Below are 13,500 nucleotides of genomic sequence, written 5' to 3'. Positions count from 1 at the left end.
GCAATGACCGAGGTGACGCTGCAGGAACCATGGGCGACGGCCGAGCGGCAGCGGGTCGCCGTCCAGTTCGGCATGTGGCTGTTCCTGGCCACGGAGACGCTGTTCTTCGGCGGCCTTTTCCTGACCTATGCGGTGGCGCGGTTCAGCCACCCCGCCGGCTTCGTCGCGGCCGCACGGGAAGCGGAGGCGATGTTCGGCACGATCAACACCGTCGTGCTGCTGACATCCAGCCTGACCATGGCGATTGCGGAACGGGCGGTGCGCGAAGCCTTGGTGCCGCTGGCCCGCGCGATGTTCGCCGCGACGCTGATGCTCGGCGTCGCGTTCCTGGTGGTGAAGGGGTTCGAGTACCGGTCGGATATCGTCAAGCATCTAGTGCCGGGCCCAGAGTTCACGCTGAGCCAGACCGGGGCCAGCCAGTTCTGGGCCTTTTACTGGACGGCGACCGGCGTTCACGCGTGCCACATGCTGATCGGGCTGGGGGTCGTGACGCGCATGCTGTTGATCCCCGCCGCCGACCTGCCCGGCCGATCGACGACGGCCGAGGGGTCCGCATTGTACTGGCACCTGGTCGACCTGATCTGGGTCATCCTGTACGCGCTAATCTATCTGGTGGGGCGATGACCCGCGAACAGCGCGCCCAGGTCATCGGCCAGCCGCTGCGTGTGTTCGCGGGGCTGCTCGCGTTGCTGCTGGTGACGTTCGGTTACGCCTATCTGCCCGGCGGGCCGCTGAAGACGGAGGTGGCGCTGGCCGTGGCCGCAGCAAAGGCGTTGCTGATCGCAACCTTCTTCATGCAGTTGCGTCAGGCGGTGTGGCTGGTCCGCTTGGCGGCGCTGGGCGGTCTGGTATGGGCGTGCTTCCTCTACATCATCACCTTTTCCGATTACCTGACCCGCTGACGTCCAGCCGCGGCCAGCCCTGTTCAAGAGAGTGTCATGCGCAGTTCCAGCATTCACCGATCGATCGCGGCCGCGCTGGCCGCTGCCGCGTTGCTGGCATCGGCACCCGCATTTGCGCGCACGATCCTGTTCGTCGGCAACAGCTTCACGTTCGGTGCGAACTCTCCGGTGGAGCGGTACCGGCCCGACCTGGTCAATGATCTGAACAATGAACGGGTCGGCGGCGTGCCGGCCCTGTTCAAGACCTTTGCTGATGAGGCGGGACTGGACTGGAACGTGTCGCTGGAAACGTCCGGCGGAAAGGATCTGGCCTATCACCTGAACGAGAAGCGGGCGGTGATCGACCGGGTGTGGGACGTGGTCATATTGCAAGGGTACAGCACGCTCGATGCGCAGCGGCCCGGCGACCCACGGCGCCATGTGGCGGCGGCCCGTGCGCTCGCGTCGATGTTCCACCGTCGCAACCCGAACGCGCAGGTCGACCTGGTCGCCACATGGTCGCGGGCGGACCAGACGTACAAGCCCGGCGGTCGCTGGTTCGGCCAGCCGATCACGCGCATGGCCGACGATCTGGGACTGGTCACTCGGCAGGCGGTGGAGAAGGGGAACGGGCTGCACGCCGCGATCCCGGTCGGCACGGCTTGGAACCGTGCGATCGCGGAGGGGCTGGCCGATCCCAACCCCTATGACGGCGTCGCCTATGGCCAGATCGACCTGTGGACCTGGGATCAGTATCACGCGAGTGCGGCCGGATATTATCTGGAGGCTCTGGTGACCTTCGGCATCGTGACCGGCGTCGATCCACGTACCCTGGAGGGCAAGGAGCGTGCGGCGGCCGACCTGGGGCTGGAGCCGCGCGTGGCGACGCGCCTTCGTTCGATCGCCGCGGCGGAGATCGCCGCACAGCGCACCGAGCGCTGATCGGCCGCGACCGGCGGCGATCGTATGAGCGAGGGGCAAACAGGAACACCGGCCGGCGCGGCGACATCGACGCCGTCCGTCGATACGGCAACACTGGTGCTGTTTGGCGCGGGTGACTTCGCATTCAACCTGTATTGGCAGGCGATCGGGTTCTTCCTGCTGTTCTTCTATATCGACGTCATGGCCCTGCCGCCCTCGGTCGCTGGGACGGTGTTCATGTTGGGCGCCGTGTGGGACGGAGTGGCGGATTTCGCGGCCGGCGCATCGGCGGAGCGGCTGCGGATGTCCTATCGGCGGCTGATCGGCTGGGGCGCGGTACCGCTGGGGCTGGCCTTCGCGGCGATGTTCGCGGTGCCGGCGGGCGCGGCGGCTTGGGCGCTCGCCGCGCAGGTGGTGTTTCGGACGCTCTACGCCTTCACCAACATCCCCTATGCCGCGTGGACGGCGCGTCTGACGACGACCAGTCGGGAACGGTCGCTGCTCGCAGGGCTGCGCATGGGGTTCGGCTCGCTGGCGGCGGTACTGGTGGCGGTCAGCACGCCACATCTCGTCCGCCTGCTCGGCGGATATGGCGGCGCCACAGCGGTGTTGGCGGCGATCGGTACGCCGTTGCTGCTTGTCATGACACGGCGCGTGCCCGAGCCGCAGCCGAGCATCTCATCGTCGCCCGCGATGACCACCCGTGATGCATTGGCGCTGCTCGTCCGCAACCGTGCGTTCGTGGCGGTCAACCTGGCCACGGCGGCGGCAGGCGCGGCGGCCGCGCTGACCAGCCAGTCGGTGCTGTATTATTTCCGCTACGTCCTGCGATCCGGTTCCGACGGCCCGAATGCGCTGGCCGGCATGGCGGCGGTCGGGCTGGTGGCGGTGCCGCTGTGGACCGCACTCGCCCGGACGCGTGGGGCGCGATGGGCTTGGCTGGCGGCAGCGGTGCTGGCGCTGGTCGTCACGCTGATCTTCGCAGTGTACCCGGCGCCCAGCCGCGCCGCGACTGCCGCGTTCCTGCTGCTGATGCAGGCGGCCTTTGCCGGCTTTTCCCTCGCCTCGTGGACGCTGCTGCCGGACACGGTGGAATGGGGAGAGGCGCATGGCGGGCACCGGGTGGAGGCGCTGGCCTTCGGTACGTTCGCGCTGGTGCAAAAGGTGGCGCTCGCCGGTGCCGGGTTCGCGATCGGCGCGATCTATCAGGCGGGCGGCTTCGTCGCGGGGGCGGCGCAGGGACCGAGCAGCCTGGCGGCGATCCGCTGGGTGATGCTGACCGGTCCCGCCCTGCTGGTCACGGCGATGCTGGTGGCGGTGATCGCCATCCCGCTTCGCCGCGACACGCTGGCTGTCCTCAGGCGAGCGTAAACGCGCCCGACAGTCCCTCTGCCTGAGCGGAGGGGGCCACCCAAAGTTGGAAGCGACCCGGCTCCACCGTCGGCTTCAGGTCGCGGCCGATAAATTGCAGATCGGCGCGGCGCAGGGTGAACGTGACCTGTTGCCGCTCCCCCGGCTTCAAGGCGATCTTGCGGAACGCCTTCAACTCGCGGATCGGGCGGGTGATACTGGCGGCGACGTCGTGCACGTACAACTGCACCACCTCCTCCGCCGCATGGGTGCCCGTGTTGGCGATATTGGCCCGGATAGTCAGCACGCCATCGGCGGACAAACGTCCGTCGCCGATATCGAGATCGGTGTAGCTGATGGTGCCATAGGTCAGGCCGTGGCCGAACGGGAACAGCGCCTCGTTCGCGAACTCGCGGAAGTGCGCCTTGTACGGTTGCAGCGGCCCAGCCGGGTTCGGGCGCCCGGTGATCTTGTGATCGTAGTGATAGGGTTCCTGCCCGGTCGCATGCGGAAACGACACCGGCAGTCGCGCGGACGGGCCGACCTTTCCGAACAGGACGTCGGCGATCGCCGGCCCATCCTGCGACCCCAGGAACCAGGGGACGAGGATCGAGGGTGCGTTCAGCACGGCCCCGCTCAACGCCAGCGCACGCCCCGTGCGCAGCAGGATCACCACCGGCTTCCCGGTCGCGGCCACCGCCTCCGCCAGCGCCATCTGGGCGGGCGGGACGACGATGTCGGACCGGGACTGCGCCTCGCCCGACATGGACTGGCTCTCGCCGATCGCCAGCACGGCGATGTCGGCCGCATTGGCCGCCGCAACCGCCGCCGCGATCCCGTCGTCCAGCGCGTCGTTGATGCCCGATCCCGCCGTGACGCTGACCATCGCGGCGTCCGACACGGCGGCACGCACGCCGGTGGCCAGGTCGACCGCCTCGGCATCGGTGCCGTACACGTTCCACGGTCCGATCAGGTCATGCTGCCCCGATGCGAACGGGCCGATCAGCGCGATGCGCTTGCCCGTGCGCGGCAAGGGCAACAGGTCGCCGTCGTTCTTCAGCATCACGATCGACTTGGCACCTGCCTCGCGGGCGAGCGCCAGCGTCTCCCGCGTGCGCACCCGTGTCTTTTCCCGACGTGGATCGATGCGCCGAAATGGATCATCGAACAGGCCGAGGCGAAGTTTCAGCGCCAGCACGCGACGCACCGCCTCGTCCAGGCGCTCCATCGGCACTTCACCGGCCGCAACCAGATCCGGCAGGTGTTGAATGTAGAAGCCGCTCTGCATGCTCATGTCGACACCGGCGAGGAAGGCGAGACGCGTCGCCTCTCGCGCATCGGCTGCGAAGCCGTGGCCGATCAGCTCTTCGTCGCCCGTGTAATCGGACACGACCAGCCCGTCGAAGCCCCATTGACGGCGCAGCACCTCCGTCAGCAGCCAGTCGTTGGCGGTCGCAGGTACGCCCGAAATCTCGTTGAACGACGCCATCACCGTGGGCGCACCGGCCCCGAACGCGGACTGGAACGGCGGGAAGTAGGTCTCGCGCAGTGTCCGTTCCGACACGTCGACGGTGCTGTAGTCCAGACCCGCCTCTGCCGCGCCATAAGCGGCAAAATGCTTCGCACAGGCAGCGACAGCGTCCGGCGCATCGAGACCGCGATCGCCCTGGAACCCACGGACGCGCGCGTCGGCCATCATGCGGCCGAGCAGAACGTCCTCGCCCGATCCCTCCACGCCGCGACCCCAGCGTGCATCGCGAGCGATGTCGACCATCGGCGCGAACGTCCAGTCGATGCCGGACGCCGCCGCCTCCGCACCGGCCGCGCGGGCGGTACGGCGGGCAAGATCAGGATCAAAGCTGGCCGCCTCCGCCAACGGCACCGGGAACACGGTGCGGAACCCGTGGATGATGTCGGCGGCGAATAGCATCGGCACCTTCAGCCGCGATTCGCGCATCGCGACCGTCTGCATCCGCTTCGCCATGGCGGCACCATTGCCGTTGAACACACCGCCGAGCCGGCCGGCGCGCACCTCACCCAGTTGCGCGTCGAAGTTCGATGAGGCTCCGGCGGGATTGAGCGACACGGCCGCCCCGCCTGCCCAGGCCGCCGCCATCAGCGTCAGCTGCCCGGCCTTTTCCTCCACCGTCATCCGACCGATCAGCGATTCGGCGGCGGCGGGTAGTGCCCCCTGCCCCGCCGCCGCCAGCAGCGCCCGCGCCGGGCTGCTGGCCCAGGCCACCGCCGCGCCTGCACCGACCAGCGCCGCGCGCCTGGAAATCCGCCAATCCTTCATCCGCTACCTTCCCCTTAGACCCAGCGATCGTGCCGCCCACGATTTCGCCAGACAAGCATATTGAAAGCCGTTCATGGTTCATGTAACCGGTTACATCAAGAACAAGGTGCCGGCGCGCACCATTGTTCAGGTGGATCGGCGCGCACGACCTGCGCCGCGGAGAGGGTGGACGAGGGGGGCATGTCGAACGCGACGATCCGCGATGTGGCACGCGAGGCGTCGGTTTCGGTCGCTTCGGTTTCGCGTGCCCTGAACGGTCACAGCAACATCCGACCGTCCCTTCGCGAGCACATCGAATCTGTGGCGACGCGTCTGGGTTACGTGCCGAACGCCGCCGCGCGTCACCTCAGTATGGCGCGATCCGGCGCGATCGGCGTGGTGCTTCCAGACCTGCACGGCGAGTTCTTCTCCGAATTGCTGCGCGGCATGGATCGCGAGGCGTCGGAGCGCGGACTCCACCTGATGCTGATGGTGATGCACGGCGAGGCGGAGCGCGGTATCACCGCGCTGAACACGATGCGCGGCCGGGTCGACGGGCTGGTGGTGATGGCGCCGCAGGTATCCTCTGATGAGCTGCTCCAGCATCTGCCGCCGGGATTGCCCACCGTACTGGTCAATTGCGCGCCGCACGAGGCGCGGCGTGCCGAACTGCGGATCGACAATGCCGCAGGTACGGCGGCGCTGGTCGACCATCTGGTTGCAACCGGACGCCGCCGGATGGTCCACATCAAGGGGCCCGATGGCAACATCGATGCCGAGGAACGGCTGCGCGGCGCGCAGGACGCGTGCGATCGCGCAGGCCTTTCGCTTCGTGTCCTGCCCGGCGACTTCAACGAAGCGTCCGGCGCGCGGTCCGTGGCGACCCTGCTCGGCGAAGGATGGCAGGGCGATGCCATCCTTGCCGCGAACGACATGATGGCGATCGGCGCGATCATGGCGTTGAAGCGTGCGGGCGTGTCGGTGCCCGAGCGGGTGGCCGTCACCGGCTTCGACGACATTCCGCTCGCCCGGCTGATCTCGCCCTCGCTGACCACCGCCAGCATTGCGATCGCCGATTTCGGCGCGGCTGCCGTCACTCGCCTTACGGCGGTGATCGACAGCACCGACCACCTCGCCGTGGAGCAGGTCACGCCGATCGTGATCGCGCGAGAATCCACTCAACCCACCATCACCCACTCCAACACGCAGAACCCGAAAAATCGGGAAACAGGGGAACACGCATGAACAAGACGATGTTACGGGCCGCCCTGGCCTCCATGACCGCACTCGCCACCGGCGCGGTGCTGGCACCCGCGCCCGCGCAGGCGCAGGTCGGCCAGGCGTCGCTGCGCGGCACGATCACCGCACCCGCCGACAATCCGGTGGTCGACGTGACGGCCATCGAGGTCGCCACCGGCATCCGGCGCGTGTCGCCAGCGGGTCCGGACGGCAGCTACAACTTCGCCTCGCTTCGCGCCGGCACCTACCGGCTGGAAATCCGGCTGAAGACCGGGACGCGTAGTTCCGACGCGTTCACGCTCAACGTCGGCCAGAACGCCGGCCTTGATTTGGACCTCACGGCACCGGCGACCCAGGCCGCACAGAACGGACAGCCCGTGACGGAGTCGACCGAAGGTGCGCAGACGGCGGACACAAGTGGCGACATCATCGTGACAGGCAACCGAATCCGCTCGCTGGCCGGTGGGCAGGTCGGGATCAACATCACCCAGCGCCTGATCGAGCAGCTGCCGCAGAACAACCGCAACTTCCTCGCCTTCGCCGACCTGGCCCCAGGCGTGCGGTTCATCGAGGGTGCGGACGGATCGTCTCGAATTCAGGGCGGCGGCCAGGACAGCCGCACCGTCAACGTGTTCATCGATGGTGTCAGCCAGAAGGACTATGTCCTGAAAAACGGCATCACCGGCCAGGATTCGAGTCCGGGCAATCCGTTCCCGCAGCTCGCGATCGGCGAGTATCAGGTGCTATCGTCCAACTACAAGGCTGAGTTCGACCAGGTCAGCTCCGTCGCGATCACGGCAATCACCAAGTCCGGGACCAACCAGTTCCATGGCGAAGGCTTCTTCGACTACACGGACCAGAAGCTGCGTGAGCGTCGGCCTTCCGAAATTTACCCGGAGAAGGTGGACAAGGTCACAACGACGAACAAACAGTTCGGCGGCGCGCTGGGTGGGCCGATCATAAAGGACAAGGCGCATTTCTTCTTCAGCTATGAAGGGAAGCGTATCGATAATCCTTACGATGTGCGCCCTGAGAACGGGGTTTCACCCGGCACTCTGCCCTCTCAATATCAGCAGTATTTCGGAACATTCTCGAGCCGGTTCAACGAGGATCTTTACTTCGGCAAGATCGACATCGTGCCGACCGACAAGGATCTGATCGAACTGTCGGGCAAGTACCGCAACGAATCTGGCGTCCAGATCTCGACCGGCATCAACGCACCCGACACCGCGACCCTGAACAAGGTCAAGGACAGGCGTGGCCTGTTGCGTTGGCAGCATACCGAGGACAACTGGATCAACGACGCGCGCTTGTCGTATGAGAACTCGAAATGGGCGCCGACGCCTGCCACGAACGGCATTACGACCTTCTTCCAGTCCACGCAGCGCACGGTCACGGACCAGGGAACATCAACTTCCCGAACCGACCTCTTGCGCTTCGGCGCGGGTAGCAACTTCCAGGACAAGGGTCAGAAGGGCTGGACCGTCCAGGACGACTTTACCTGGACCGGTTTCGAGCGCCACACCATCAAGGTGGGCGGCAAGGCCAAGTGGGTGAAGCTCAATTCACTGGAGCAGAACCTCAGCAACCCGCAATATACCTATGACGTCAACGCGTTCAGCCAAGCCGGTTTCAACGCCACGCAACCCTATCTGCTCGAGTTCGGGGCCGCAGTGGGTGATCGCGACCCGCGGATCACGTCGAAGAACTTTCAATTCGGCATCTACGCCCAGGACGACTGGGACGTAACCGATCGCCTGACGCTGAACCTCGGCGTGCGCTGGGATTATGAGCGCACGCCCGCTTATCTCGATTTCGTCACACCTGCCGAAAACGTGACGGCAGTGTCGGCCGCCAACTACCCTAATCTCGCAAGAGCCGACTATAACATCAACGACTACATCTCCACCGGCAGCAACCGGAAGGCATTCAAGGGCGCATGGCAGCCTCGCCTTGGCTTTACCTATCGCTTCGATGAAGCCGGTCGGTTCTCGATGTTCGGGGGCTACGGTCGGTCTTATGATCGCAACCAGTTCGATTTCATCCAGCAGGAACTCAGCCAGGGGACCTACTCGGTTCGTCGCTTCAACTTCATCGGCAACGACTCGCTCAACCCTTGCGACCCTGTGGCTAATCCACAGACCTGCGTCGCGTGGAACCCGATCTACCTGACCGATGCCGGGCGCCAACAGTTGTTGGCCGGCGCGACGGGCGGCGGTCGCGAATTCCGCTTTATCAATAACGACCTCAAGGTTCCGTACTCGGATCAGTTCAGCCTTGGCCTTCGCGGCCGTTTCGGCGCGTTGCAGACCGAAGTGGGATACACTCACATCGAGAGCAAGGACGGCTTCGTGTTCCTGTTGGGCAATCGCCGGCCGGACGGTTCGTTCTTCTTCAACGATCCCAACAATCCTACGGACACCCCGCAATCGCCGTTCAGCTTTGCACCCGCTGGCTACGGCTCCATCATTCTGGGTGACAACGGGCTGAAGACGAGCTCGGACGCCGCGTATCTCAAGCTGACGAAGACATACTCGCCTTCCTCGCCGTGGAGCATCGATGCGACCTATACTTACACCGAGGCCGAGGAGAACCGGCAGTTCGGTGAGGTTTACTCGCTCGATTATGCGCAGATCGATGATTATCCCACCCTGCGCTCGTCGGGCGTGCCGCGTCACCGCTTCGTGGTCGCGGGCAGCGTCGACACGCCGATCGGCATCACCCTGTCGAGCAAGTTCCAGATCGAATCGCCGACGTTCGTGAAGGGCTTCATCGACAGCAGCTCACCGTTCGCCCGTACCCTGGTGGGCACCGTCACGAGCGGTAACGGCGATCGCTGGGGCCGGCGTCAGCTGGACTTCGCGTTCACCAAGTACATCCCGCTGAACTTCGTCACCGATCAGACGCGCATTCGGCTGCGCCTCGACATCCTGAACGTGATGAACGATCGGAACTTCGTCGACTTCAACAGCAATCCTGGCGATGCGAACTTCGGTCAGCAGGTCGGCTACAGCGTCGGCGGCAATCCGCCGCGCACGATCAAGCTGTCGGCGGGCTTCTCCTTCTAAGGTCCCCCTCATGACGGGAGCGCGCGCATGGCGCGCTCCCGTCACTTTTCCATGATGTACGGGTAGAACATGATCGATCGCAGGCAGGTTATCGGCGGCGGCGCCCTCGCTCTGGCCGGCCTTGCGTCGGGTTGCAGTACCTATCCGAAGGCTCTTAACGGCTCACCAGCGACGCCGATGGCGCCGGATGCACTGGTGTCCGATCTGCATCAGCGCAGTTTCCGCTTTTTCTGGGACACCACCGATCCCGCGACCGGCCTGGCGCCGGACCGCTGGCCCACGCCATCCTTCGCGTCGATCGCCGCGGTCGGGTTCGCGTTGACCGCCTATCCGGTCGGCGTGGTCAATGGCTGGATCACGCGGGCACAGGCGCGCGAGCGGACGCTGGCCACACTGCGCTTCTTCGCCAACGCTCCGCAGGGTGATAGCGCCAGCGCAGACAGCGGCTTCCACGGCTTTTTCTACCATTTCCTCACCAATCCTGGCGGCCGGCGGTTCGCACGATGCGAGCTGTCGACGATCGACACCGCATTGCTGATGGGCGGCGTCCTGTTCGCGCAAAGCTGGTTCGACGCCGATCATCCGGACGAGGTGCAGATCCGTAGCTTGGCGGACCAACTCTACCGCGCGATCGACTGGACCTGGATCACGCCGCGACCGCCCTTCGTGTCGATGGGCTGGCACCCGGAAAGCGGCTTCATCGCCAGCGACTGGAACATCTATAACGAAGGGCTGCTGCTGTACGTGCTGGCGCTGGGATCGCCGACCCACGCGTTGCCGGCCGACACATGGGATGCATGGACCAGCCGGTTCGACGCGCAGTGGAACACGAAGGGGCCGGGCGATCCGTACTTGCACTTTCCCGCGCTGTTCATCCATCAGTACAGCCACTGCTTCATCGACTTCCGCGGCATCCGCGACCGCTACATGGCAGCGAAGGGCCTCGACTATTTCGAGAACAGCCGCCGTGCCGTGCGGGCGCAGCGCGCCTATGCCATCGCCAACCTCGGGCGTTGGGCCGGCTATGGTGCGGACATCTGGGGCCTGACCGCATGCGACGGACCGGGCGATTTCACGCTGGAGGTGGGCGGTCGCCGTCGCGAGTTCTTCAGCTATTCGGCCCGTGGGCCCGGCGACCGCGACGACGGCACCATCGCTCCCACCGCCGCGGCGGCGTCGATCGCGTTCGAGCCCGACCTGTCGACGCGTGCCATCACCGCCATGCACGCGCGCTATGGCAGCGGCATCTACGGCCAATACGGCTTCTTAGACTCCTTCAATCCGACCCTGGCGTCACCCTCCGCTCCATTGAAGCATGGCGCGATCCGGCCCGGCGTCGGCTGGGTCGACGGCGACTACCTGGGGATCGACCAGGGTCCGATCGTGGCGATGATCGAGAACCATCGCAGCGGCCTGGTCTGGCAGACGATGCAGCGGAACCCGCATATCCGTCGCGGACTGCAACGCGCCGGGTTCAGCGGCGGTTGGCTGGCCTGACCAGCACGCTGTCGCTGCGTGTCCTGCTCAACGAGGGTCTAGCACGCACGGCGATTGCCGACCGGACTAGGCATTGTCGCGTTCGGTCCGCCGATCGACCGCGACTATCCCCGGACCCGAAGGCCGGCGGGCGCGAAGTTGAGCATCACAAACGCCACCCCCGCCCCCAGCATCGTCAGCCCTGCCCAGGCGATAGGACCGAATATCCACCCCAACAGGTCGATGGCGAGCGGGAAGCAGCATCCGATCGCAGCCCAGCCACCGATCCGCATCGCTCGCCTGGACGAAGCGGCGCACCGTCGACCGAACCGACGCAGGTGGTGGTCGTCGGTGGACAGGCCGAACAGCAGAAAGCCGACCGCTGCGAGGGGGAGGACAAGCCAGATCATGCCATTGCGTCCATCGATATCGCCGCACGGCGCGTCCTGACCCGTATCGTGGGACGGTGCCGCGCCACCCGTCTGGCGATCAGCAGAAACGCGATCCCGAACACGGCCAGCGTCAGGTCGGTACCCACCCACAAACTATCCCCCCCCAAGAACCGCGCGAACATGCCCGGCCGCAGGGTCGCCAAGTCGAACAGCGCCAGTGCGATCAGCGCCGCGCCCGTCCCACCGAGCAGCGCCTGCCATCCCCAACGGGGGCGCAAGATCAGTCCGGCCACAAAGGCAACGCCCCAAACGACGAACAGGACGGTCACCTCGCGCTCCGCACGCCCCGCGTCTGCGGTCGGCAGGAGGCGATTGGCCCAGAAGAAGCCGGCGACGGCAAGCGGAAAACCGCCCAGCACGCCAAGGTTCAACCGCTCCACGATCCGGAAGCCCAGATGCGGACGCGCCGGGTCGGGCAACCGCTCGCGCCTCTTCACGGTCCACAGCACGAGTCCGCTCGCGACCATCACCGTGCCCGCGACTCCGCACAGGAAATAGATCCAGCGCAGGCCCAGATCGGCATAGCGTCCCGCGTGCAGACCGATCATCACGCCGGCGGTTGCCGATGCTCCGTCTGGCGGTGGCGATTGCCAGATCGGGCGCCCTGTGACGCCGTCATACGCGACCGAGGCCCCGCGTGTGTTGAGCAGTGTCGCGGGTGACCGTGTGACGGTGATGCGTGCCGACGCGTCGCCCGGCTCTCGCACCTCCACATAGGCGGCAGCGCCGCCCAGCCGACGCTCCGCATCCCGCACGACGGGCACCAGGTCGACCAGAGGCGCCGGCCGGTTCGATCGTTCCGGCACCTCGACATGCGGGAACAGCGCCTTCGATATCTTGGCCTCGTCAGTGTAGTTGGCGACCGCACCCCAAGGCATCAGCATCGCCATCAGCGTCACCAGCCCGGTATAGGTGATCATCAGGTGGAACGGCAGCGCCAGCACGGCGGTGGCATTGTGTCCGTCCAGCCAGGAACGCTGCCCCTTTCCGCGTCGCAGCGTGAAGAAGTCGCGGAAGATCTTCTTGTGTGTGACGATGCCGGTCAGGATCGCGACCAGCATCATCATGGCGGCGACGCCGACGATCCAGCGCGCCCAGAGCACGGGCATGTAATGAAGATCGAAATGGAAGCGGTAGAAGAAATCGCCGCCCCGCGTGTCGCGCGCGACCACCGCCGTCCCGTCGGCACCGACCAGGGCCTGCGTATCCGTACCCCGCCGGCGCCGCCCTCGACCGGAGGGTGCATCGGCATCTGTCTTGGGAATCCAGAACAGCGTCGCGACCGGCATCCTGTCGCTGGGCATGGTGATGTACCAGCTTTGCCCATCGGGCACGGTACGCTGGAGGAACGCCTGCGCGCCCGACAGCACGCGCATCGGTTGCTCGATCCGGGGCAGCTCCGGCCGCATCCATCGGTTCAGCGCCTCTCGCCAAAAGGCGATGGTGCCGGTCGTAAAGACGATGAACAACACCCAGCCGAGCAGCAGCCCCGACCAGGTGTGGAGCGTCGCCTGCGACTGGCGGAACGGCCGGCTCACAGGCGACCCGACGCCGAAACCGACGCCCACACGATCGCCGCCGCCACGACCCCAAGCAGGCACAGGACCAGCAGCGCCCGCGCCCCACTACGCGCCCCATAGGCATACATCGCTGCGGCCGCACACAGCGCCAGCGCGATCAGGGCACCGGCCACCGTAGCGCCGACGCGCGAACCGGGCAGCACGCGGGCCAGTGCCGCCGCCCACAGGCTGGCGACCGCATAGCCAGCCGGCACCGCGGCTATGAACCGCAGCGCATTATCTCCGCGCCTGCGCCACTTCACGGCGCGCCCGGTCGCC

At 66.2% G+C, this 13,500-nt stretch carries 11 protein-coding genes; 7 read left to right on the top strand and 4 right to left on the bottom strand.

All coding sequences use genetic code 11. The features are described from left to right. Positions 1-3: 3 nt before the first annotated feature. The 4 genes from BMX37_RS03260 to BMX37_RS03245 are packed head-to-tail and all read left to right on the top strand — an operon-like array spanning position 4 to position 3,173. Positions 4-624: a cytochrome c oxidase subunit 3 gene (locus BMX37_RS03260; protein ID WP_093663994.1), complete on the top strand. Its 621-nt coding sequence runs from the start codon at positions 4-6 to the stop codon at positions 622-624. After that, the gene (locus tag BMX37_RS03255) at positions 621-902 is read left to right on the top strand and encodes a cytochrome C oxidase subunit IV family protein (protein ID WP_093663993.1); all 282 of its coding nucleotides are present in this window, start codon (positions 621-623) and stop codon (positions 900-902) included. Before BMX37_RS03260 ends, BMX37_RS03255 begins: the two co-directional genes overlap by 4 nt. Before the next feature lie 36 nt (positions 903-938). Further along, entirely contained in the window at positions 939-1,823 is an 885-nt protein-coding gene (locus BMX37_RS03250; RefSeq protein ID WP_093663992.1) for an SGNH/GDSL hydrolase family protein, read from the top strand. Positions 1,824-1,847: 24 nt separating this feature from the next. Continuing rightward, positions 1,848-3,173: an MFS transporter gene (locus BMX37_RS03245; protein WP_093663991.1), complete on the top strand. Its 1,326-nt coding sequence runs from the start codon at positions 1,848-1,850 to the stop codon at positions 3,171-3,173. Here BMX37_RS03245 and bglX read toward each other — a convergent pair. Then, on the bottom strand, positions 3,160-5,448 hold the full coding sequence (bglX, locus tag BMX37_RS03240) for a beta-glucosidase BglX (protein WP_093663990.1): 2,289 nt from the start codon (positions 5,446-5,448) through the stop codon (positions 3,160-3,162). The genes BMX37_RS03245 and bglX overlap by 14 nt on opposite strands. 180 nt (positions 5,449-5,628) lie before the next feature. On the opposite strand from bglX, the gene BMX37_RS03235 reads away from it, so the two are divergent. From BMX37_RS03235 to BMX37_RS03225, 3 genes are all read left to right on the top strand, one after another. After that, on the top strand, positions 5,629-6,672 hold the full coding sequence (locus BMX37_RS03235) for a LacI family DNA-binding transcriptional regulator (protein WP_093664265.1): 1,044 nt from the start codon (positions 5,629-5,631) through the stop codon (positions 6,670-6,672). Next, entirely contained in the window at positions 6,669-9,734 is a 3,066-nt protein-coding gene (locus BMX37_RS03230) for a TonB-dependent receptor (RefSeq protein ID WP_342027842.1), read from the top strand. Before BMX37_RS03235 ends, BMX37_RS03230 begins: the two co-directional genes overlap by 4 nt. A 69-nt stretch (positions 9,735-9,803) precedes the next feature. After that, positions 9,804-11,231 (top strand): glucoamylase family protein, encoded by a 1,428-nt coding sequence (locus BMX37_RS03225; protein WP_093663989.1) that lies wholly within the window; start codon positions 9,804-9,806, stop codon positions 11,229-11,231. Between the two features lie 104 nt (positions 11,232-11,335). Here BMX37_RS03225 and BMX37_RS03220 read toward each other — a convergent pair whose 3' ends face one another. The 3 genes from BMX37_RS03220 to BMX37_RS03210 are packed head-to-tail and all read right to left on the bottom strand — an operon-like array spanning position 11,336 to position 13,484. Next, positions 11,336-11,620, bottom strand: a complete 285-nt coding sequence (locus BMX37_RS03220) for a DUF3325 domain-containing protein (RefSeq protein ID WP_093663988.1) — start codon at positions 11,618-11,620, stop codon at positions 11,336-11,338. Then, positions 11,617-13,200, bottom strand: coding sequence for a PepSY-associated TM helix domain-containing protein (locus tag BMX37_RS03215; RefSeq protein ID WP_093664263.1), 1,584 nt, complete (start codon positions 13,198-13,200; stop codon positions 11,617-11,619). Before BMX37_RS03215 ends, BMX37_RS03220 begins: the two co-directional genes overlap by 4 nt. Further along, the gene (locus tag BMX37_RS03210; RefSeq protein WP_244501357.1) at positions 13,197-13,484 is read right to left on the bottom strand and encodes a hypothetical protein; all 288 of its coding nucleotides are present in this window, start codon (positions 13,482-13,484) and stop codon (positions 13,197-13,199) included. The genes BMX37_RS03215 and BMX37_RS03210 overlap by 4 nt, the downstream gene beginning before the upstream one ends. Positions 13,485-13,500 lie beyond the last annotated feature (16 nt).

This window comes from Sphingomonas gellani, from assembly GCF_900110035.1.
In the GTDB taxonomy this organism is placed as follows: domain Bacteria; phylum Pseudomonadota; class Alphaproteobacteria; order Sphingomonadales; family Sphingomonadaceae; genus Sphingomonas; species Sphingomonas gellani.
This window is presented reverse-complemented; position numbering and strand designations above follow the sequence as displayed.